Origin of the sequence: Streptomyces sp. NPDC059649 (assembly GCF_042734445.1) — a bacterium.
GTDB lineage: Bacteria > Actinomycetota > Actinomycetes > Streptomycetales > Streptomycetaceae > Streptomyces.
In genome coordinates, this window is the sequence record NZ_JBHWDV010000003.1 from 396,262 (window position 1) to 417,240 (window position 20,979).

Consider the following 20,979-nt stretch of genomic DNA (forward strand, 5'->3'; position numbering starts at 1 on the left):
AGTACGCTGTGGCTCATGTACGGCTACGACCAGAACACGGGTGCCGGGCAGCAGTACGGCGCGCCTCCGCCACCGCCGCAGCAGCCGGCCCCCGGGGGCTACGGCGAACAGCCGCTCTACCCCGAGCCGTCCCCGCCCTCGCTCGCCGACGCGGTGCGCGCCTTCACCACCGGCTCGATGTCGGCCGAGGACTTCCAGGGCATCTTCTCGACGTCCAAGGTGTACTGCCCGCGCGGTGACAACCCCGGCTTCCTGGCGCTGCACAACACCCAGCAGCCGGTGATCCCGATGTTCACCTCGCTCAAGGAGCTGCGGCGGTACGCGGGCAAGGAGTCCAAGTACTTCGTGATCACCGGCGCCGAGGTGCTGGACCTGCTGCCGACCGGCTACGGCTTCGTCCTCGACATGGAGGGCGACCACCGGATGGTCTTCGACGCCAAGGCCGTGGAGCAGATGGTCGACTTCGCGATGCGGCGGATGTACGGCTGACCGCCCGCGGCGACCGCCCCGCGTTCCTGAACGGCCGGCCGGCCTCGCTCGGCCGGCCGTCCGCTATCTCTGTGACCTGCGGAAATGCGGGTGGGAATACCGCACGCCTTGCAGGTTGTTCAGCATTCAACTAAGTTTGGTGAGCGACCGAGGAGGCCGTCATGCCCGCTGTGACCGTAGAGAACCCGCTGACCCTGCCCCGTATCGCGGCACCCGCCGCGGCGCAGGCCCGTCCCGTGCTGGGCGTCGCCACCGCGCCGAGCGGATTCGAGGGCGAGGGCTTCCCGGTGCGCCGGGCCTTCGCCGGCATCGACTACAAGTACCTCGACCCGTTCATCATGATGGACCAGATGGGCGAGGTGGAGTACGCGCCCGGAGAGCCCAAGGGCACGCCCTGGCACCCGCACCGCGGCTTCGAGACCGTGACGTACCTGATCGACGGCACGTTCGTGCACCGTGACTCGCACGGCGGTGGCGGCGTCATCAACGGCGGCGACACGCAGTGGATGACGGCGGGCTCCGGCCTGCTGCACATCGAGGCGCCGCCGGAGTCGCTCGTGATGTCGGGCGGTCTCTTCCACGGCCTCCAGCTGTGGGTCAACCTGCCGAAGAGCGACAAGATGATGGCCCCCCGCTACCAGGACATCGGTGGCGGTCAGGTCAAGCTGCTGACCTCCGCCGACGGCGGGGCGCTGCTGCGCCTGATCGCCGGGGACGTCGACGGCCATCACGGACCGGGCGTCACGCACACCCCGATCACGATGATGCATGTGACGGTGAACCCCGGCGCCGAGCTGACCCTCCCCTGGCGCAAGGACTTCAACGCCCTCGCCTACGCCCTGGCCGGACGCGGCACCGCCGGCGCCGAGGGCCGCCCGTTCCGCATGGGGCAGGCGGTGGTGTTCGGCGACGGCGACTCGCTCACGATCCGGGCGGACGAGACCCAGGAGTCGCGCAGCCCGAACTTCGAGGTGGTGCTGCTGGGCGGCCTGCCGATCCGCGAGCCGATGATGCACTACGGCCCGTTCGTGATGAACACCCACGCCGAACTGGCCCAGGCCTTCGAGGACTTCCAGGCCGGCCGGCTCGGCACGATCCCCGCCGGCGAGCACTGAGCCACCGTCGGACTTCCTGACGAGGGCGGTGTTTCACGTGAAACAAGGTGTTTCACGTGAAACACCGCACTCGCCGCGTTCCACGGCCCGTTTCCGGACAGGGCGCCATGGTGGACTGTCCGGGTGCGAAACGACTCGGACCATGACCGGAGTGGCCCCGGCCCCGAACGGCCGCTGACCGAAAAGCCGTTGCTGCCGGTCGAGGCCCGCCGTGCCGCGGCCTGGTGCGTGGTGGCGCTGCTGGTCGCCGCCGTGCTGGCCGTCGGGGTGTGGCTCTGCATCTTCCTGAGCGCGGCGGTCACGCCCGTCCTGCTGGCGCTGCTCGGCAGTGCGCTGCTCGGGCCGCTCTACCGGCGGCTGGTGGCGATGCGGCTGAACCGCTCGCTGGCGGCCGGGCTGACCTGCGCCGTCCTGCTGGTGGTGGTCGGCGGCGCCGGGTACGTCGTCGTCAGTGCGCTGGTGGACACCGGGGACCAGATCCTCGCCTCGCTCAAGGACGCCGGCCGGGGCCTCTCCAAGAACTTCGGCATGGCCGGTGCCTCCCTCGACGATCTGGCCTCCAACGCCAAGAGCCTGGTCACCAGGTTCGGCGGTGAGGCGGCCTCCGGGCTGCTGGCCGGGGTCAGCGTCGTCGGCCAGTTCATCGCCGCCGCGGTCCTCGCCCTGCTGCTGACGTTCTTCTTCCTGCGCGACGCGGACAAGGCCGTCCGCGCGCTGCACGACTGGGCGCCCGGCAACTCGGGGCCCCAGCTCGAGCGGATGGCCCGCCGCGGCTTCCAGGCCATACAGGGCTTCATGCGCGGCACCACCTTCATCGCACTGATCGACGCCCTCTGCATCACCATCGGCCTGCTGATCCTCCAGGTGCCCGGTGCCCCGGGCCTGGGCGCGCTGGTCTTCGTCGGCGCGTACATCCCCTACCTCGGTGCGTTCATCTCGGGCGCGGTGGCGATCCTGGTCGCGTTCGCCGACCGGGGCTTCGTGATCGCGCTGTGGACGCTCGGCGTCGTCCTCGCCGTCCAGGTGCTGGAGGGCCATGTCCTGCAGCCGATGATCCAGAGCCGTACGGTCCAGATGCACCCGGCGACGGTGATGCTGGCGATCACGGCCGGCGCCAGCGTGGCCGGCATCCTCGGCATGCTGCTGTCCGTCCCGCTGACCGCCGCGGTCTCCGGCGTCCTGCACGAACTGCGCAAGCACTACGCGGCGGATTCGGACTCCGGCTCGGGCTCCAGCTCCGGCGATACGGGGCCCAGCGCCTCCCCGGCGTCCTCGTAGAGCTCGAACCACGTCGACTTGCCGTCCCCGCGCGGGTCCACGCCCCAGGACCCGGCCAGCAGCTCCAACAGCACCAACCCCCGCCCCGAGGAGGCCAGTTCGCCGGGGCTGCGGCGGTGCGGCAGCTCGTCACTGCTGTCGGAGACGTCGACCCGGATCCGGCGGGCGCCCCGCTCCCCGGAGATCTCGGCGACCAGCAGTGCGTCCCCGTCGGTGTGCAGCAGGACGTTGGTGACCATTTCGGAGACCATCAGCACCGCTGAGTCGACCTGGTCCGGGTCGGCCCAGTCGTGCAGCACCTCGCGGACCTGCCGGCGCGCCTCGGCTATCCGGTGCGGTTCGGTCTGGGCCACGGAGAGCGCGGTGCGCCGCAGGGGCTGCTGGGCCAGCAGTCCTCCGGTGCCGACGCCGCAGCTGCCACCCTCACGGCACAGCAGCAGCAAGGCGATGTCGTCCTCGCGGCGGTCCACCAGCGGCCCGGTGGTGTGGTGCGAGGGCGGTCCGTGCACGGCCTGGACCAGGGCGTCGGCGAGCCGCTCCAGGTCCCCGTCGTCCGCGCCGACCTCGTGCGACTCGATGATGCCGCGCAGCCGCGACCATCCGGTCTCCAGGTCGTGCCCGCCGGTCTCGATCAGCCCGTCGGTGCAGACCATCATCGTCTCGCCGGGCTCCAGGACGAGCCGGGTGGTGGGGTAGTCGGTGTCCGGGACGATGCCCAGCGGCAGCCCGCCGGCGGTCGGACGGATGAGCATCGTTCCGTCGCACAGCCGGATCGCCGGGTCGGGATGACCGGCCCGCGCGATGTCCAGCAGCCCGGTCGACGGGTCCACCTCGATATACAGACAGGTGGCGAACCGCTGGTCCTCGCCGTGGCCGCGGAACTCCGTCGCGTTGATCCCGGCCAGGAACCGGGACCCCCGCGAGAGCACCCCGTCCGGATGGTGCCCCTCGGACGCATAGGCCCGCAGCGCTATCCGCAACTGCCCCATCAGGCCCGCGGCCCGTACGTCATGGCCCTGGACGTCCCCGATGACCAGCGCGATCCGGCCCGACGGCAGCGGGATCATGTCGTACCAGTCGCCGCCCACCTCCAGCCCGCCGCCGGTCGGGACGTAGCGCGCCGCGACCGTCATCCCCGGGATGTCCGGCTGCACCGTCGGCCGCATGCTGCGCTGCAGACCCAGCGCCAGCTCCTGCTGTTCCTCCTGAATGCCGGCCCTGGCCAGCGCCTGCGCCAGCATCCGGGCGACGGTGGTCAGCACCGAGCGCTCGTCCGGCGTGAAGGCGACCGGCTCGGCGAACCCCGCCATCCAGGCACCGATCGTCCGGCCCGCGTTGACCAGCGGCAGGAACGCCCAGGACGTCCGGCCGAAGCGGGCGGCCAGCGGCCAGGTGGCCGGGTAGCGGCTGCGGTACTCCTCGGGCGTGGGCAGATAGATGGCCCGGCCGGTGCGGATCACCTCCGCGGCCGGATACTCCGTCTCCAGCGGCATGTCGAGGAAGGGCTGCTCGTCGCCGGGCCGGTGCCCGTGGTGGCCGATGACCGACACCCGGTCGCCCTCGATCCCGAAGACCGCGAGCCCGTCCGGCATGAAACCGGGCATCGACAGCCCGGCCGCCACCCGCAGCACCTCGGCGGTGGACCGGGCCTCGGCCAGCGCCCGCCCCGCGTCCAGCAGGAACGCCTCGCGCGAGCGGCGCCAGTCGCCGGTGATCGGGGTGTGTGCGGCGGAGGTGCCGGGCAGCGGCTCAGGCACTTCCTGGAGGGTGCCGACCAGCTCGAAATCACCGTCGGCCATGCACGGCCGGGACCGGGAACGGACCAGCCGCAGCACCTGCCCGTGCTCGTCGACGACCCGCAGCCGCGCCTCGGCCAGCGTCTCCTCGGCCACCGCGAGCTGCACGATCCCGTTGACCTCGGCGAAGTCGACGGGATGAAAACGGGAACGCACCGCCGCCTCGGTCAGCTCCACCGGCTCGGCCGGCAACCCGAGCAGCCGGGCCGCTTCGGCGTCGAGGCTCACCCGTCCCGTGGCGTTGTCCCAGCGCCACAGGCCGGTCGCGATGGCAGCCAGGAGGTCCTTGGTGCGCATTGCCTCACTTTAGGTGTGTTTGCCGAAGGTCGACCAGTGAGCGGAACGTGACCCTCGTCCCAGTCGTCGCTTCCGCCCCACCCCCGGGATCCCGCCGGAATCGTGCCGGGAACTTCTCCCGGAATCGCTGATGCGTATATGTCAACGAAGTGCCGGGGGTCGGGGCGGTAACCTGGAGCGGTTATGTCAATCCTGGGGTGGCCTTTCGGGTGATCCACGGGGAGAGCGGCCGGGCGTCCGCACCGGATCCCGACCCCGCCCCCCTTGCGACAACTCCTCACCTCGACACTCGCGACGACTTGGATGAGCGATGCACCGGTACCGGTCCCATAACTGCGGCGAGCTCCGAGCCGCGGACGTCGACACCGACGTCCGCCTCAGCGGCTGGCTGCACAATCGACGTGACCTGGGCGGCATCCTCTTCATCGATCTGCGCGACCACTACGGTCTCGTCCAGCTCGTGGCCCGCCCCGGCACCCCCGGCGCAGAAGCGCTGGACAAGCTGACGAAGGAGACGGTCGTCCGCGTCGACGGCAAGGTCGTCTCGCGCGGCGCCGAGAACGTCAACCCGGAGCTGCCCACCGGCGAGATCGAGATCGAGGTCACCGAGGTCGAGGTCCTGGGCGCGGCCCAGCAGATCCCGTTCACGATCAACACCGACGACGGCGTCAACGAGGAGAAGCGCCTGGAGTACCGCTTCCTCGACCTGCGCCGCGAGCGGATGCACCGCAACATCATGCTGCGCTCGGCGGTCATCGCGTCCATCCGCCAGAAGATGACCACCCTCGGCTTCAACGAGATGGCCACGCCGATCCTCAGCGCCACCTCCCCGGAGGGCGCCCGCGACTTCGTCGTGCCGTCCCGCCTGCACCCGGGCAAGTTCTACGCGCTGCCGCAGGCCCCGCAGCAGTTCAAGCAGCTGCTGATGATCTCGGGCTTCGACCGGTACTTCCAGATCGCCCCGTGCTTCCGCGACGAGGACGCCCGCGCGGACCGTTCGCCGGGCGAGTTCTACCAGCTCGACATCGAGATGTCCTTCGTCGAGCAGGAGGACATCTTCCAGCCGGTCGAGAAGCTGATGACCGAGCTGTTCGAGGAGTTCGGCAACGGCCGGCACGTCACCTCGCCGTTCCCGCGCATCCCGTTCCGTGAGGCGATGCTGAAGTACGGCTCCGACAAGCCGGACCTGCGCGCCCAGCTCGAACTGGTCGACATCACCGATGTCTTCGAGGGCTCGGAGTTCAAGGCGTTCGCCGGCAAGCACGTCCGCGCGCTGCCGGTGCCGGCCGTCCAGGACCAGCCCCGCAAGTTCTTCGACCAGCTCGGCGACTACGCCGTCCAGCAGGGCGCCAAGGGCCTGGCCTGGGTGCGCGTCAGCGAGGACGGCTCGCTGACCGGCCCGATCGCCAAGTTCCTCACCGAGGAGAACGTCAAGGTCCTCACCGAGCGCCTCGGTCTGGAGGCCGGCCACGCGGTCTTCTTCGGCGCGGGCGAGTTCGACGAGGTCTCGAAGATCATGGGCGCGGTCCGCGTCGAGGCCGCCAAGCGCGCCGGCCACTTCGAGGAGAACGTCTTCCGCTTCTGCTGGATCGTCGACTTCCCGATGTACGAGCGGGACGAGGAGACCGGCAAGATCGACTTCTCCCACAACCCCTTCTCGATGCCCCAGGGCGGCATGAAGGACCTGGAGGAGAAGGACCCGCTGGACATCCTGGGCTGGCAGTACGACATCGTCTGCAACGGCGTCGAGCTGTCCTCCGGCGCGATCCGGAACCACGAGCCGGACATCATGATCAAGGCCTTCGAGATCGCCGGCTACGATCGTGAGACCGTCGAGGAGAAGTTCGCGGGCATGCTCCGCGCCTTCCGCTTCGGCGCCCCGCCGCACGGCGGGATCGCCCCCGGCGTCGACCGCATCGTCATGCTGCTCGCGGACGAGCCGAACATCCGGGAGACCATCGCGTTCCCGCTGAACGGCAACGCGCAGGACCTGATGATGGGCGCGCCGACCGAGCTGGAAGAGGCCCGGCTCAAGGAGCTGCACCTCAACGTCCGCAAGCCGCAGGTGAAGTAGGCACCACCGGCAGGGCCGGGGCCGGTTCCCGCCAGGCCGAGGGGCGGTGTTTCACGTCGTTCGTTTCACGTGAAACACCGCCCCTCGCCATGTCACGGACCGGGGCCCCGGGCCGTGCCCCGCCCGCGACGCGCCGTGCCCTGTGCTCCAACCGCACCACACATGTGGCCGGGTGTGCGCCACCCCCGCAGGGTGGTGCCCATGCAGCAAGCCAGCCTCCTCCCCGGCACGACCGGGCTGGGCCCACGGACCCATCCGATGCGTCCCGCACCGAGCAGTGATCTGCGGTGGCTGATCACCGTGGCCGCCGTCTTCACCGCCGGGCAGCTCTTCTTCGCCGTCGCCACCCCCGGCCTGGGATGGGACGAGACGGTCTACGCCAGCCAGGTCGACCCGCACACCCCGGCCGCGTACTTCAGCGCCCCGCGCGCCCGCGGCGTCACCCTCCTCCTCGCCCCGGTCGTCGCCTTCACCAGCTCGGCCCCCGTGCTGCACTGCTACCTCGCGCTGCTCTCCGGCGCCGGGCTCCTGCTCACCCTCTGCATCTGGCGGCGTCTGCTGCCGCCACCCGTCCCCGCCCTCGGCGGCGCGCTGTTCGCCGGTCTGTGGGTCACCCTCTTCTACGGTCCACAGGCCATGCCCAACCTGTGGGTCGGCTACGCCGCGCTCGCCGCCACCGGCTGCTTCCTCCTCGCGGTGCGCCAGCCGCCCGTACAGCTGGCCCCCGAGGCCGGCCGGGGCGCCGCGGTCGGCCTCGCCGCCGCGGTGGCGCTGGCCGCGCTGATGCGCCCCACCGACGCGGTATGGCTGGCCGTTCCGCTCTTCCTGGCCGGGCTCGTCGTACCGACCTGGCGCCGGTCCACCGTCCTGCTCGCCCTCCCGGCCGGCCTCGCCCTCGGATGCGCCGAGTGGATCATCGAGGCGTACCTCTCCTACGGCGGCTTCCCCGCCCGGCTGCGGGAGGCCGCGGAGATCCAGGGCGGCCTCGGCTGGCACCCGTCCTTCGCCGACCACGCCAGGGCGCTCCAGGGCAAGACCCTCTGCCGCCCCTGCCACCTGGCCTGGGAACACCCGGAGGCGGCGGCATGGTGGTGCGCGCTCCCGCTGGCCGTGGCCGGCGCGGTCCGGGCCGCGGTGCGCGCCCGCGAACCCGGCGGTGGGCTGCACCGTTACGGACCGGTGTGGCCGCCCGGCCACGGACCGCACCCCGGCGGGCGTGACGGCCTCTGGCTCGACCCCGTACGGCTGGGCAGCCTCGTCCTGGACCAGGCCCGCGCCGACCGCCTCGTCACCGGCGGCGCGGGGCAGCGGGACGGGCAGACCTGGCCGACCCTCCGCCTCCACGACCCGCACGGCTCGCTGCACCGTTACGGCGCGGCACCCGTCGTGCTTCCGTCCCTGCTCGGCCTCTGCCTCGCCGCGCCCTACCTGCTGGCGATCGACTACGCCGCCCCGCGGTTCCTGCTGCCCGCGTACGCCCTGCTGATGATGCCCGCCGCCTGGTTCCTGTGCCGGCTGGTCCTCCGCCCCGGCCGGCGGGACGCCGCGGCGGTGGCTCTCCTGGTCGTCGCGCTGTTGGGCCACGAGGCGATCCAGCTCGCGATCCTTTACAAGATGCAGCGCGGGACGGTACGCGCCCAGACCGACATCGCGCGGATCGTCCGGACCCTGCGCACCGCCGGTCTGCGCCCGCCGTGCGCCGTCAGCGGCGAGGAGGCGGTCCGGGTGGCGTACCAGGCCGGGTGCGCGTCCCGTCAGCCCGTCGGCCATGACGCCAGCATCACGCCGACCGCCCTGACCCGGCTCGGCAGCCGCCGCCCCGCCGCCGTCCTCCTCGCGGCCGGCCACCGGCCCCCGCACTACGCCCGCGGCTGGCGCAAGGTCACGCTGCCCCGGACCCCCGGCCTGAAGCCGCTGACCGCCTACGTCTCACCGGGCACCAAGCCCTGACACGCACATGCGCCCGCCCCACCCCCTCGGGGCGGGACGGGCGCACACAGCGGTCGGGCCGACCGGCTACCGGTGACCGGGAGGGTCAGCCCTCCGAACCACCGAAACGCTCCCGGTAGGACTCCAGGTCCTCCTCGGTGATCTTCGCGAAGAGCACCGGCGGCACCGTGAACGGCGTCCCCGCCGGCACCGACGCCAGCGCCTTCGCCTCGTCCTGCGAGACCCACACGGCAGTGTCGTCCGCCAGCGCGAACGCGCTCCGCATCGCCTTCGCGGACGCCGGGATGAACGGCTCGGAGACCACGGCGTAGAGGTGGATCAGGTTCATCGCGGTGCGCAGCGTCAGCGCCGCCGCGTCCTTGTCGGTCTTGATCTCCAGCCAGGGGGCCTTCTCCTCCAGGTAGGAGTTGCCCGCGCTCCACAGGGCGCGCAGCGAGGCCGCCGCCTTGCGGAACTGCAGCGTCTCCATGTGGCCCTCGTACTCCGCCAGCAGCCCGGCGATCTCCTCGCCCAGCTTCTGCTCCGCGGCACCGGCCTCGGCGCCCGCCGGAACCTCGTCGCCGAACCGCTTGCGGGAGAACGACAGCACCCGGTTGACGAAGTTGCCGAGGGTGTCCGCGAGGTCCTTGTTCACCGACGAGGAGAACAGCTCCCAGGTGAAGGAGGTGTCGTCCGACTCCGGCGCGTGCGCCATCAGGAAGTAGCGCCAGTAGTCGGCCGGCAGCAGCTCCAGCGCCGCGTCCGTGAAGACGCCCCGCCGCTGCGAGGTGGAGAACTTCCCGCCGTAGTAGTTCAGCCAGTTGAAGGCCTTGAGGAAGTCGACCTTCTTCCACGGCTCACGGGTCCCCAGCTGCGTCGCCGGGAACATCACGCTGTGGAACGGCACATTGTCCTTGGCCATGAATTCCGTGTAGCGGACGCCCTCGGCCTCGTACCACCACGACTTCCAGTCGCGGTTCTCCGGGTCGACGTCCGCCCACTCCTTCGTCGAGCCGATGTACTCGATCGGTGCGTCGAACCAGACGTAGAAGACCTTGCCCTCGGCCGCCAGCTCGGGCCACACGTCCGCCGGGACCGGAACACCCCAGTCCAGGTCACGGGTGATCGCCCGGTCCTGCAGCCCCTCGGTCAGCCACTTGTGCGCGATCGACGACGCGAGGGTCGGCCAGTCCTTGCTGCCGTTGCCCTCCAGCCAGCCCTCGACCTCGTGCTGCAGCTTCGACTGGAGCAGGAACAGGTGCTTGGTCTCCCGCACCTCCAGGTCACCGCTGCCGCTGATCGCCGACCGGGCGTCGATCAGGTCGGTCGGGTCCAGCACCCGGGTGCAGTTCTCGCACTGGTCACCGCGCGCCTTGTCGTAGCCGCAGTGCGGACACGTGCCGACGATGTAACGGTCGGGCAGGAAGCGCTCGTCGGCGTTGGAGTAGACCTGCCGGATGGCCCGCTCCTCGATGAAGCCGTTCTCGTGCAGCTTCCGCGCGAAGTGCTGGGTGAGCTCGACGTTCTCCGGCGAGGAGCTCCGCCCGAAGTGGTCGAACCGCAGCCCGAAGCCCTCGTAGATCGCCTTCTGCTTGTCGTGCTGCTCAGCGCAGAACGCGTCGACCGACTGCCCGGCCTCCTTCGCCGCCAGCTCGGCCGGCGTCCCGTGCTCGTCCGTCGCGCAGATGTAGAGCACGTCATGCCCCCGCTGCCGCAGATACCGGGCATACACATCGGCCGGGAGCATGGACCCCACCATGTTGCCCAGGTGCTTGATCCCGTTGATATACGGAAGGGCGCTGGTGATGAGGTGTCGAGCCATTGCCGGCTGCTCCCAAGTCGCTACGGTGAGTGAGGATTTGCTTTACGGAACGTCAATATCGTACTGGACGGGCCGGGGGTCCCGGCGCGGTTGTTTTGCAGTACGGACAGGCTCGGCGGGAGTTCGGCGGGCGCTCGGCGGCGTGGGGGCCGGCTCTCCTGGTGGGGCGAGGCGGCCGCCATCCGAATTGATCATTGCGCGCATTTCTCGATGACCTCCCGGGCCCCGCCGGGAACAATTCCCCGAGCTTCCCTGTGGTCGCTGACGAGGCCGCGGCCATGGCAATTCTGGCACTTGCCCGTCCATCAACCACGCGGCCGCGGCCCGGGGGGGGGGCCCGCCCCGGGGGGAGGGGGGGCCGGGGTGGTGGGGGAGGTGTGCGTTGGGGACCTGGGCGCGGGGGGCCCGGGGAGCCACTCGGGGAACTCGACCATCAGCTGCTGGTAGAGCTCGTCGTGGGAGAGGCTGCGGGGGTCGCGGCCGGCGTGGAAGAAACCGGCGTTGTCGACCGCGCGCTTTTCCGGAACGGTCAGGTCGTCGAGCTTGCGGAGGAAGTCGAAGCCCTTGGCCTCCGGGTCGCCGAAGCCGATGAACTGCCAGAAGATCGGCAGCTTCGCCGCTTCGCAGAGTGCCTTTTCGGCGGCCGGCTTGGAGGTCGGGGCGCCGTCGGTCTGGAAGATGACGAAGGCCGGGGCGGTGGTGCCGGACTTCTTGTAGTGCTCGACGACGGCGTTGACGGCCCAGTGGTAGTTCGTACGCCCCATGTGGCCGAGGCCGGCGTGCAGCTCCTCGATGCGGCCCTCGTAATTGCTGAGGTCCAGATCGGCGGTGCCGTCGATGTCGGTGGAGAAGAAGACGACGGGGACGGTGGGCTCGTCGTCGAAGTGCGCGGAGAGGGCGAGGGCCTGCTCGGCGAGGTTCTGGACCGTGCCGTCCTTGTAGTAGTTGCGCATCGAGCCGGAGCGGTCGAGGACGAGGTAGACGACGGCGCGCTGGGTGCTCAGGCCGTGCTTCTCCAGGGTGGCGCCGGCGGCGGTGTGGAGGGGGAGGAGACCGGCGGGGACTCCGTCCTTCTTGGGGGCGGGGGTGGCCGGGGCCGTGACCGTGGCCGTGGCGTCTGTGGTGGCCTGGGGCTCCGGGGTGGCCTCCACTGCCGGGGTGGCCTCGGCCTTTGCTGCCGTTTCGGCCTTCGGCTCCGGGGTGGCTTCCGGCTCCTGTGCCGTTTCGGGCTCGGCCTTGGGGGCGGCCTCCTTCGGGGCGTCCTCCGCCTTCGGGGCGGGCTCGACCTCCGTTGCGGGCTCGGTCTCGGTTGCCGCCGCCTCAGCCTTCGGCGCGGCCTCGGTCCCGGTTTCGGGCGCCGGGGTCTCGACTGCCGGCTCCGGCGTCGCGTCCTGGACCGGCTCCGGCGTCGCGTCCTGGACCGGCTCGGGCTCGGGCTGCGGCGCGGGCGTCACAGCTTCGGTGTCCGTCTTGGCCGCCGGTTCGGCGGGGGCCTCGGCCTCGGGGGTGGCGGGCTGCGGGGCCTCGTCCGGCTCCTCGTGGGAGGTGGTCGGCTCCGGCGTGGTGGCCGGGGCCGGGTTGTCGAAGGCCTGGCTCACGAGGTCGGAGACGCCGGTGTCGGGCGCGGAGGTGTCGGCCTCGGGCGCGAGGGCCTCGGGCTTGTCGTCGTCCTGGGCCTTGGGCTCTTCCTCGTTCTCCCGGGCGGGCTTCGCCGCGCGGTCCACCGGGCTGCCCTGGGCGGGCAGGGTGGCGGTCGTCGGCGTCGGGGCCGGCTCGGAGGTCGGGTGCTCCGTGGGGGCCGTGCGGGCGGCCGGAACTTCGGCCTCGGAAGGCTTGGGGGACGCGGGGGACTTGGGGGACGCGACCGGGGCGGACTCCTCGCGGGCCTCGGGGATGGTCGCGGATTCCGGGGTGCCGGCGCTGCTGGGTGCCGCGCCGGCTTCTTCACGGGTCGCCTTGGAGCGACCGAAAGCGTTGCGCAGCAGACTCCGAATGCCCATCGGCGAACCTCTCTTGCGTGTGGTGGGTGCGGTGCGACGTATGTCCGAGAAGCGCGGACATGTCCCTGACCAGGACGGATACGTAAGGGTAGCGGCCGGGACCGGCCTCATCGTGGGACCCTGCGGCTCGTGTGCTGGGCCATACGTGGGCTATCCGGGGGCTGTCCGGGGGGCTCGCGGCCGATCCGGTTTCGGATCCGGTTCCGGCCGGGGCCGGCGGGACGTCGCTGGGGCACGGCGCCGGGATATCACATCCGCGCCGGCGGGACGCGTCCTGCCTGCGAACTCCCCGTGTAAGCCGGACAGGTCGCGCTTACGGCGCTTAAAGCGCTTACGACGCTTACGACGCGTACGCCGCATACGAGTTGTAAGGCGCGTAGGGCGCGCGTACGAGGCGTCTGCCTGGGCCCGTGGCCGTACGGGTGTCCGTTCGGGGCGGATTGCGGAAGCCGGGAGGGAGACAAGTTGGTCTGGACCTCTGGGGTTCGAGGGCTTCCGGGGGCGTTTCGAAGCGCTCGCACATCACGCCGCGGAAACGATGTGGCAAGAGGTAAGTAAGAACTGGGTCGTTCAGGTATCCGATGCGCAGGTGTGCCCGTCTTCTCCGGTGACCATTGTCCGGAGCCGCCCGTTGTGCCTTAGGCGGCCGTTAGAAGGCAAGAACCCTTCCGAGGGTGACGGGAGATGTGGGCGCATGGGGCTGACCAGTCAGTCGCTCGAATACACGGTGATCGTGCTGGCGGTTGCCTGCGTGGCCGCCACGGTGTGGCTGTGGCCCCGGCTGTCGCGGCGCGGGATCCGACCCGTCCTGGGCAGGCTGGGCGCCATCGTGGTCACCCAGGTGTCCATCGTGTGCGCGCTCGCGCTCGCCGTGAATACGAACTTCGAGTTCTACGGCAACTGGGACGAGTTGCTGGGCAACAACGAGCAGGCGCCGCCGGTGGCCGTGAGCCAGGGCGGCGGGCAGTACGCGTCGGTCGGGAACATGAAGGGCGGGCTGATCCAGCCGGCCGGTCCGCAGGGGCTCGATCGCGTGACCGGTCTGCCCAAGGGGCCCGCCAACAAGGTCGGCAAGGTCGAGTCCGTCCGGATCATCGGGCGCCGTACGCGGGCCATCAACCCGGGGTTCGTCTACCTGCCGCCGCAGTACTTCCAGCAGCAGTACCGCCGGCAGCGTTTCCCCGTCATGGTCGTCATCAGCGGCTACCCGGGCGGGATCATGAATCTCGCGCAGCATCTGCAGGTGCCGCAGAACGCCGGCCGGCTGATCGCGCAGGGACGGATGCAGCCGACCGTGATCGTGATGGTGCGGCCGACGATCGCGCCGCCGCGGGACACCGAGTGCGTGGACGTGCCGGGTGGGCCGCAGGCGGAGACGTTCTTCACCAAGGACCTGCCGGACGCGATGAGGTCGGCGTACCGGGTGGGTCACGACCCCAGCGCCTGGGGCGCGTTCGGATACTCGTCGGGTGGTACCTGCTCGCTGCAGCTCGCGATGCGCAACCCGAAGGTCTACACCTCGGCGGTCTCGCTCTCGGGCGACTACGCGATCAAGGACGACCTGACCACCGGCAGCCTCTTCGGCGCCGGCCCGACGGGTGCCCAGCGCGAGCGCGAGCACGATCTGCTGTGGCGGCTCAAGCACCTGCCCGCGCCGCAGGTTTCCGTACTGGTGGCCAGCAGCCGTAAGGGCGAGGCCGATTACGGCGCGACCATGCAGTTCATCCACGCGGTCAAGCCGCCGATGACGGTGGACTCGATCATCCTGCCGCAGGGCAGCCACCAGTTCACGACCTGGCGGCGCGAGGTCGTGCCGGCCCTTGAGTGGCAGAGCCAGCAGCTGACGTTCCCGCAGGACACCGTGCCGCTGCCGGCGCAGCGCAAGCCGGGGACGAAGGTCGGCCAGGGCGGCGCCCCGGCGAAGCCGACCGGACCGGCCAAGGCCCCGGCCGGGACGGCCGACGACAAGGGCCGTCGGCGGGTGGAGGCGGAGCGTCCGCAGGGCTGAGCCAGCCCGAACCGGCAGAGCGACAGCGGGAGTTGTCGCCGGAGCAGTAGCTGTAGCAGTGGCTGTAGTTGTGAGCCCGGCTCCTTCGAGGGGGCCGGGCTCACGGCGTTCCCGGGGCCGCTGGCTGCTGGCTGCCGGCTGCCCGCGGCGGTGGCGGTCTTCGCCACTACGGCCGGTACACCATCCCCGGCTGCGGCTTCGCCGGGGAGAGCAGCTGGGAGACCGTGACGATCGTGTAGCCGCGCTTCTTCAGTTCCTTGAGGATGCCCGGGACGGCCGGGACCGTGCCCCGGTAGATGTCGTGCAGCAGGATGATGCCGTCGCGTTCGGTCTGTTCCAGCACCCGCTCGGTGATCAGGGCCGAGTCGTTGGTCCGGTAGTCCTTGGCGGTCACGCTCCACAGGACCTGGGCCAGGCCGAGATCCTTGCTGACCTCGGAGACCGTCTCGTCGGTACGGCCCTGCGGCGGGCGCATCAGCGTGGGCGTCTTCCCGGTGATCTTGTGGACCGCTTCCTGGACCCGGGACAGCTCCCGCTTGGCCTCGGCGGGCTCGATCTCGGTGAGGATCTGGTGCGACCAGGTGTGGTTGGCCAGTTCATGGCCCTCGGCGTCGATCCGCCGGACCTCGGTGGGGTGCTTCGCGATGTGGTTCTTGCCGAGCATGAAGAAGGTCGCGTGCACCTTCTCCTTCTTCAGGATGTCCAGCAGGCGGTTGGTGTTCTCGCTGGGGCCCGCGTCGAAGGTGAGCGCGACGCACTTGGCCTTGCGGCAGTCGACGTCCTGACCGCCGCCCTCCTGGCCATCGCCCTTCCCGTTCTTCCCGCCCTTCCCGTTCTTCGCCCCGGCCCCGCTACCTGCCGCGTCGGCGCGGGCGTCGGCCGGTGCGGTGACGTCGTACGCGGCACAGCCGCTGACGCCGAGGACCAGGGAGGCGGCCGTCAGCAGCCCGGCTATGGAGGTGCGGCGGGTGCGGCGGGCGGTGCGGAAGGGCTTCGGCATAAGGGGCTCTTTTCGCGGCTCTCTTCGGGGGCGGGCGGTGTGGTGAGCGGTGAGCGGCAAGCGGTACGGGCAGCCGGTTGGTTGCGCGGCTTTCGCCCCTACCGGCGCGACTATACACACGCAGTACACGCCGCATGTATACATGGGTAGGGGACTCCGGAGGGGGAGAACCCGGCGGGCAGCCCCGGGCAACCCGGGGCGACCCCGGGCGACCCCAGCACCCCCCCGACAGCCGCCCTCCGGGCACGATCGGACGAGTCCGCCGCGACACCCCGGCCCCGCCGGGGTGGACTCGTACCGTGACCGCACCGTCGCCGGACGACTGTCTGGCCCGTAACGAGTGGATCTGCGGCGACTACCTGTCCACCCGCCGGCAGATCCTGCTCGACGCGGTCCTCCAGCACGTCCAGTTGACCGTCGTCTCGGTGCTGCTCGGGCTGCTGGTCGCGCTGCCGCTGGCGCTGCTGGCCCGGCGGTGGCGGTGGACGGTCGGGCCGGTCCTCGGTGTGACCACGGTCCTCTACACGATCCCGTCGCTGGCGATGTTCTCGCTGCTGCTGCCGGTCTACGGGCTGTCCGCCACGCTCGTCGTGGTCGGCCTGGCCCTGTACTCGCTCACCCTGCTCGTACGGAACCTCCTGGCCGGGCTGAACGGCGTACCCGCCGAGGCCAGGGACGCCGCCCGCGGCATGGGCTACGGGCCGCTGCGTCAACTGCTCACCGTCGAGCTGCCGCTGGCCGTGCCCGCCGCGATGGCCGGGCTGCGGATCGCGACGGTCTCGGCGGTGGCGCTCACCACCGTCGGCGCGATCGTCGGCTACGGCGGGCTGGGCAACCTCATCTACGCCGGGATGAACTCCTTCTTCAAGGCGCAGGTGCTCACCGCGTCCGTGCTGTGCGTGCTGATCGCGATCGCCTTCGACCTGCTGTTGCTCGGCGCGGAACGGCTGCTCACGCCCTGGCGACGGGCGAGCCGTACGGCGCGGGGGCGGCGGGCACGGTGGCGGGGCCGCGCCGCCGCGGGGCGCGAACAGCCGGTCGCGGTGGCGACGGGGCGGCGGACGTGAACAGCCTGGGGTGGCGGACGTGAACACCCTCTCCGCGGTCTGGGACTGGCTGACCACCGGTGCCAACTGGTCGGGGGAGAACGGTGTTTGGCACCGCCTCGTCCAGCACCTCGTCCTCACCTTCTCCTGCCTGGTCATCAGCGCGCTGATCGCACTGCCCGTCGCGCTGACCCTCGGTCACCTCGGGCGCGGCGGGGCGCTGGCGGTCAACCTCGCCAACGTCGGCCGCGCCGTACCGACCTTCGCCGTCCTGGTCCTGCTGCTGCTCACCCCCATCGGCCGGCACGGGCAGTGGCCGACGATCATCGCGCTGGTGCTGTTCGCCGTTCCGCCGCTGCTGACCAATGCGTACGTCGGGATGCGCGAGGTGGACCGGGACGTGGTGCGGGCCGCGCGGGGCATGGGGATGACCGGGGCGCAGTTGGTCTGGCGGGTCGAGGTGCCGCTCGCCTTCCCGCTCGTTCTGACCGGGGTGCGGATCGCCGCGGTCCAGCTCGTCGCGACCGCCACCCTCGCCGCGCTGGTGGGCGGCGGCGGGCTCGGCCGGATCATCACCGCCGGGTTCAGCCTCGCCAGTACCCCGCAGGTGGTCGCCGGTGCGGTGCTGGTCGCGGTGTTCGCCCTGCTGATGGAGGCGGGGTTCGAGCTGGTCGAACGGTATGCGCCGGGCGGCTGGGCGCGGGGGCGGGGCCGGTGAGGGCCGGGGTGGCGGCCGCCCTCGCGGCGCTGGGCCTGGTCGCGCTGCCGGTGCTCACCGGCTGCGGCACCGGTCCCTCCCTGGAGACCCGTTCCCGGATCACCGCCTCGCCGGGGGACAGCCGCGATCTGGCGATCGGCTCGGCCGGCTTCACCGAGAGCGAGCTGCTCGCCCAGATGTACTCCGCACTGCTCGACCACGCCGGGTACCGGACCCACGTCCTCACCGTCGGCAACCGCGAGCTGTACGAACCGGCGCTGGAGGCCGGGCAGATCGATGTCGTGCCCGAGTACGCGGCCACCTTCGCGGACTGGCTCAACGCCAAGGACCACGGCTCCAAGGCGCCCCCGGTCGCCTCCCCCGACCTCGGTCCGACGCTGCGCGCACTGCACCGGCTGGCTGGGCCGCGCGGGCTGACCGTGCTCCCGCCCGGCCGGGCCGTGGACCAGAACGCCTTCGCCGTGAGCGCCGCGTACGCCCGCAAGCACCACCTCAAGACCCTCAGCGACCTGGGCCGGGCCAAACTGCCGGTGCGCCTCGCGGCGGGCGAGGAATGCGTACAACGGCCGTTCTGCGCCCCGGGGTTGCGGAAGAAGTACGGGATCCGCCTCACCGCCATCGACCCGAAGGGCGTCGGCACCACCCCCGCCAAGCAGGCCGTGCAGAACGGGCAGGACCAGATGGTGCTCACGACCAGCACCGATGCGACCCTGGGCCAGTTCGGGCTGGTGCTGCTGGCCGATGACAAGAAGCTGCAGAACGCCGATTATGTGCTGCCGGTCGTCAACCGCGCCCGCGCGGGCAGTGCCCGGCCGGCCGCCGCGCTCAACCGCCTCAACAAGGTCCTGACCACCGCTGACCTGGCACGTCTCAACGAGCAGGTGGACAGCTGGCGACGCCTGCCGGCGGATGTGGCGCGTAACTACCTACGGGAGAAGAGGCTGCTGCCGAAGAGCTGAGGCGGGGGTTGCCTGTTTCACGTGAAACCAGGCTCCTGCTTCACCGCCCCGGCGGTTTCACGTGAAACGGTCACCCTGTCCCACGGCGCGGCGTTTCACGTGAAACAGCACGGCCGTACCTCACTCCGTCGGTACCGAGTCCACCTTCGCCCGGTCCCGCGGCACTCCCCGCTCGTCCGAGTCGATGGCGCGGCGCAGCGCTTCGTGGAGCTTGGTCGGGGTGAGGACGCCGAGGAAGCGGTGGCCGTCCAGGACCGCGATCCAGCCGGCATCGTGCTTGAGCATCTCGCTGAAGGCGGCCTTCAACGTGCCGGTGAACGGCACCCACGCCTCCATCCGGCGGGCGTGCCCGGCGACCGTGCCCCCGGCGCCGGCCAGTTCCTCGGTGCCCACCCAGCCGTGCAGTTCGCCGTCCTCGTCCAGCACCACCGCCCAGCGGGCGCCCTCGGCCCGTAGCCGTTGCGCCGCCTCGGACGCCGACTCGCCGAGGCGGGCGAAGGGCGGGCGTTCGAGGTCGCCGCGGTCGATCCCGGTGACCGAGAGCTGCTTCAACGCCCGGTCGGTGCCGACGAATTCGGCGACGTAGGGGGTGGCGGGGGCGCCCAGGACACTGGCCGGGGTGTCGTACTGCTCGATCCGGCCGGCCCCGTAGACCGCGATCCGGTCGCCGAGCCGGATGGCCTCCTCGATGTCATGAGTGACCAGCAGCACCGTCTTGTGCATGGTGGCCTGCAGCCGCAGGAACTCCTTCTGGAGGCGCTCCCGGACGACCGGATCGACCGCGCCGAACGGCTCGTCCATCAGCAGGACGGGCGGATCGGCGGCGAGGGCCCGGGCGACCCCGACGCGCTGGCGCTGACCGCCGGAGAGCTGGTCGGGGTAGCGCGGGCCGTAGACGTCCGGGTCCAGGCCCACCAGGTCCAGGAGTTCGGCGGCCCGGGACCGTGCCTTGGCCTTCTTCCAGCCGGTCAGGAAGGGGACGGTGGCGGTGTTGTCGAGGACGGTCCGGTGCGGGAAGAGGCCGGTCTGCTGGATGACGTAGCCGATTCGGCGGCGCAGCTGGACCGGGTCGACGCCGGCGATGTCCGCGCCGTCGACGAAGATCCGTCCGCGGGTGGGATCGATGAGCCGGTTGACCATCATCATGGTCGTGGTCTTCCCGCAGCCGGACGGCCCCACGAGGGTCACCAGCTCGCCCTCACCGACCTCGAAGGACAGGTCGTCCACGGCGGTGGTGCCGTCGGGATACTGCTTGGTGACGGACTCGAACCGGATCATGCGGCCATTGAATCCCGCTGCTTCCGGCCCTTCGCGTCATGCGGGCAATCGGGTCACGGGGAGCGTACGGGGCCGGGCCGCTCGCCGCCGGGTAGCCGCGGCAGCCTCACCGCCCGCCGCCCGGCCGTTGGTCCGGCGCCGGCGCCGGCGCGGAAGCCGATGCGGAGGCCGATGTGGTGCCCTGCGCGGGTCCCGGCTGGTCGCACAGCCGGTAGCCGACGCCCGGCACGGTCTCGATCACCGGTGGGTCGCCGAGCTTGGCGCGCAGCTCGCTGAGCGTGACCCGCACCGCGTTGGTGCGGTAGCTGGTGTGCTCCTCCCACACCTCCTCGATCAGATCGTCCCCGCTGACCACCGCGCCCTGCGCGCGCAGCAGCACCTCCAGCACCCCGAACTCCTTGCGGGACAGCGGCAGCGGCCGGCCGTCGCGCAGCGCGAGCCGGCGGGCGGTGTCCACGGTGACCCCGGCCCGCTCGATGACCTGCGGCAGCACGGGCCGGGCCCGCCGGCCCAGCGCCAGCACCCGGGCGAGCAACTCCTCGTACGCGAACGGCTTGGTGAGGCGGTCGTCGGCGCCCGGGCCCGGACCCGCCACCCGGTCGTGGACCGTGCCGGACCCGGTGAGCATCAGCACCCGGGTCAACAGGCCCTCTGCCACGACCCGCCGGCAGACGTCGTCGCCGTGCACACCGGGCAGCTCGCGGTCCAGGACGAGCACGTCGTACCCGCCGAGCCGCAGTGTGGCCAGCGCCTCGCGGCCGTCATGGGCGATGTCCGCGGTGATCGCGCCGCGGCGCAGGCCCGCGGCGATCCTCTCCGCGAGGAATTCCTCGTACGCCACCACCAGAACGCGCATGGCGTCATATGTACCCGAGGGGCGCCCTTCCGCGAGCCGAACGTCTTTCGCCGCGACGCCGCGGATCTCGGAATTCACCGTGCTGGAGCCGGTCGGCGACGACCCGGGCGGTGGTCGGCGGGTTCGCGCGAGGCCGGTGATCGCGCGGTCGCGGGCCGCTGCCCGCGATCCGGGCGGCCCGGCGGTCCCCGGCTGGCGGCATGCCCGGCCCGGCTGGAGGCATGGCCCAGGGGCCGTACGAGTTGCTTCCGCCGCACCGCCTCTCCTCCTGCCGCGTCCGGCCGCACCGGCGTGCTTACGATCCACTCCGGCCA

The 20,979-nt window shown here is 71.4% G+C and carries 15 protein-coding genes; 9 read left to right on the forward strand and 6 right to left on the reverse strand.

Annotated elements, in window-relative coordinates:
* The first annotated feature begins 15 nt into the window (after positions 1-15).
* The 3 genes from ACFV1J_RS07600 (at position 16) to ACFV1J_RS07610 (ending at position 2,882) form a co-directional block, all read left to right on the forward strand.
* Positions 16-489 carry an SseB family protein gene (locus ACFV1J_RS07600; protein ID WP_385856320.1) on the forward strand — a complete coding sequence of 158 codons (474 nt, stop codon included), beginning with the start codon at positions 16-18 and terminating at the stop codon, positions 487-489.
* Between the two features lie 161 nt (positions 490-650).
* Complete coding sequence (locus ACFV1J_RS07605) at positions 651-1,604, forward strand: pirin family protein (RefSeq protein ID WP_385856321.1); 954 nt, start codon at positions 651-653, stop codon at positions 1,602-1,604.
* 123 nt (positions 1,605-1,727) lie between these two features.
* Positions 1,728-2,882, forward strand: coding sequence for an AI-2E family transporter (locus ACFV1J_RS07610; RefSeq protein ID WP_385856323.1), 1,155 nt, complete (start codon positions 1,728-1,730; stop codon positions 2,880-2,882).
* Here the strand turns inward: ACFV1J_RS07610 and ACFV1J_RS07615 are convergent.
* Positions 2,804-4,975 carry a SpoIIE family protein phosphatase gene (locus ACFV1J_RS07615; protein WP_385856324.1) on the reverse strand — a complete coding sequence of 724 codons (2,172 nt, stop codon included), beginning with the start codon at positions 4,973-4,975 and terminating at the stop codon, positions 2,804-2,806. The two genes, ACFV1J_RS07610 and ACFV1J_RS07615, sit on opposite strands and share 79 nt — an antisense overlap.
* A 310-nt stretch (positions 4,976-5,285) precedes the next feature.
* Here ACFV1J_RS07615 and aspS point away from each other — a divergent pair, with 310 nt between their 5' ends.
* Both aspS and ACFV1J_RS07625 read left to right on the forward strand, forming a co-directional pair.
* On the forward strand, positions 5,286-7,049 hold the full coding sequence (gene aspS / locus ACFV1J_RS07620) for an aspartate--tRNA ligase (protein WP_385856325.1): 1,764 nt from the start codon (positions 5,286-5,288) through the stop codon (positions 7,047-7,049).
* Positions 7,050-7,250: 201 nt separating this feature from the next.
* Positions 7,251-8,999, forward strand: coding sequence for a hypothetical protein (locus tag ACFV1J_RS07625; protein WP_385856326.1), 1,749 nt, complete (start codon positions 7,251-7,253; stop codon positions 8,997-8,999).
* An 85-nt stretch (positions 9,000-9,084) separates the two neighbouring features.
* Here the strand turns inward: ACFV1J_RS07625 and metG are convergent, their stop codons facing one another.
* Both metG and ACFV1J_RS07635 read right to left on the reverse strand, forming a co-directional pair.
* Positions 9,085-10,800 (reverse strand): methionine--tRNA ligase, encoded by a 1,716-nt coding sequence (gene metG, locus ACFV1J_RS07630; protein ID WP_385856327.1) that lies wholly within the window; start codon positions 10,798-10,800, stop codon positions 9,085-9,087.
* Positions 10,801-11,105: 305 nt separating this feature from the next.
* Positions 11,106-12,800: a VWA domain-containing protein gene (locus ACFV1J_RS07635; RefSeq protein ID WP_385856328.1), complete on the reverse strand. Its 1,695-nt coding sequence runs from the start codon at positions 12,798-12,800 to the stop codon at positions 11,106-11,108.
* 694 nt (positions 12,801-13,494) lie between these two features.
* Between ACFV1J_RS07635 and ACFV1J_RS07640 the strand changes: the two genes are divergently transcribed.
* Positions 13,495-14,808, forward strand: coding sequence for an alpha/beta hydrolase (locus ACFV1J_RS07640; protein WP_385856329.1), 1,314 nt, complete (start codon positions 13,495-13,497; stop codon positions 14,806-14,808).
* A gap of 166 nt (positions 14,809-14,974) precedes the next feature.
* Here the strand turns inward: ACFV1J_RS07640 and ACFV1J_RS07645 are convergent, their stop codons facing one another.
* The gene (locus ACFV1J_RS07645; protein ID WP_385856330.1) at positions 14,975-15,808 is read right to left on the reverse strand and encodes a polysaccharide deacetylase family protein; all 834 of its coding nucleotides are present in this window, start codon (positions 15,806-15,808) and stop codon (positions 14,975-14,977) included.
* A 299-nt stretch (positions 15,809-16,107) separates the two neighbouring features.
* Between ACFV1J_RS07645 and ACFV1J_RS07650 the strand changes: the two genes are divergently transcribed.
* From ACFV1J_RS07650 to ACFV1J_RS07660, 3 genes are read left to right on the forward strand one after another with little or no spacing between them, the layout of a single operon-like run.
* A complete protein-coding gene (locus ACFV1J_RS07650) occupies positions 16,108-16,875 on the forward strand; it encodes an ABC transporter permease (RefSeq protein ID WP_385856331.1) in 768 nt (255 codons plus the stop codon).
* A 19-nt stretch (positions 16,876-16,894) separates the two neighbouring features.
* The gene (locus ACFV1J_RS07655) at positions 16,895-17,572 is read left to right on the forward strand and encodes an ABC transporter permease (RefSeq protein ID WP_385856332.1); all 678 of its coding nucleotides are present in this window, start codon (positions 16,895-16,897) and stop codon (positions 17,570-17,572) included.
* 8 nt (positions 17,573-17,580) lie between these two features.
* Positions 17,581-18,531: an ABC transporter substrate-binding protein gene (locus ACFV1J_RS07660; protein ID WP_385856333.1), complete on the forward strand. Its 951-nt coding sequence runs from the start codon at positions 17,581-17,583 to the stop codon at positions 18,529-18,531.
* Positions 18,532-18,651: 120 nt separating this feature from the next.
* Here the strand turns inward: ACFV1J_RS07660 and ACFV1J_RS07665 are convergent, their stop codons facing one another.
* Positions 18,652-19,809, reverse strand: a complete 1,158-nt coding sequence (locus tag ACFV1J_RS07665; protein ID WP_385856334.1) for an ABC transporter ATP-binding protein — start codon at positions 19,807-19,809, stop codon at positions 18,652-18,654.
* Between the two features lie 106 nt (positions 19,810-19,915).
* Positions 19,916-20,665, reverse strand: coding sequence for a response regulator transcription factor (locus tag ACFV1J_RS07670; RefSeq protein WP_385856336.1), 750 nt, complete (start codon positions 20,663-20,665; stop codon positions 19,916-19,918).
* Positions 20,666-20,979: the final 314 nt, after the last annotated feature.

Bases quoted from the DNA above. Each gene is read 5' to 3' on its own strand.
- ACFV1J_RS07665 (WP_385856334.1), bottom strand. From the start codon at position 19,809: ATGATCCGGTTCGAGTCCGTCACCAAGCAGTATCCCGACGGCACCACC.
- aspS (WP_385856325.1), top strand. From the start codon at position 5,286: ATGCACCGGTACCGGTCCCATAACTGCGGCGAGCTCCGAGCCGCGGAC.
- ACFV1J_RS07645 (WP_385856330.1), bottom strand. From the start codon at position 15,808: ATGCCGAAGCCCTTCCGCACCGCCCGCCGCACCCGCCGCACCTCCATA.
- ACFV1J_RS07670 (WP_385856336.1), bottom strand. From the start codon at position 20,665: ATGCGCGTTCTGGTGGTGGCGTACGAGGAATTCCTCGCGGAGAGGATC.
- ACFV1J_RS07625 (WP_385856326.1), top strand. From the start codon at position 7,251: ATGCAGCAAGCCAGCCTCCTCCCCGGCACGACCGGGCTGGGCCCACGG.
- ACFV1J_RS07605 (WP_385856321.1), top strand. From the start codon at position 651: ATGCCCGCTGTGACCGTAGAGAACCCGCTGACCCTGCCCCGTATCGCG.
- ACFV1J_RS07600 (WP_385856320.1), top strand. From the start codon at position 16: ATGTACGGCTACGACCAGAACACGGGTGCCGGGCAGCAGTACGGCGCG.
- ACFV1J_RS07615 (WP_385856324.1), bottom strand. From the start codon at position 4,975: ATGCGCACCAAGGACCTCCTGGCTGCCATCGCGACCGGCCTGTGGCGC.
- ACFV1J_RS07640 (WP_385856329.1), top strand. From the start codon at position 13,495: ATGGGGCTGACCAGTCAGTCGCTCGAATACACGGTGATCGTGCTGGCG.
- metG (WP_385856327.1), bottom strand. From the start codon at position 10,800: ATGGCTCGACACCTCATCACCAGCGCCCTTCCGTATATCAACGGGATC.
- ACFV1J_RS07635 (WP_385856328.1), bottom strand. From the start codon at position 12,800: ATGGGCATTCGGAGTCTGCTGCGCAACGCTTTCGGTCGCTCCAAGGCG.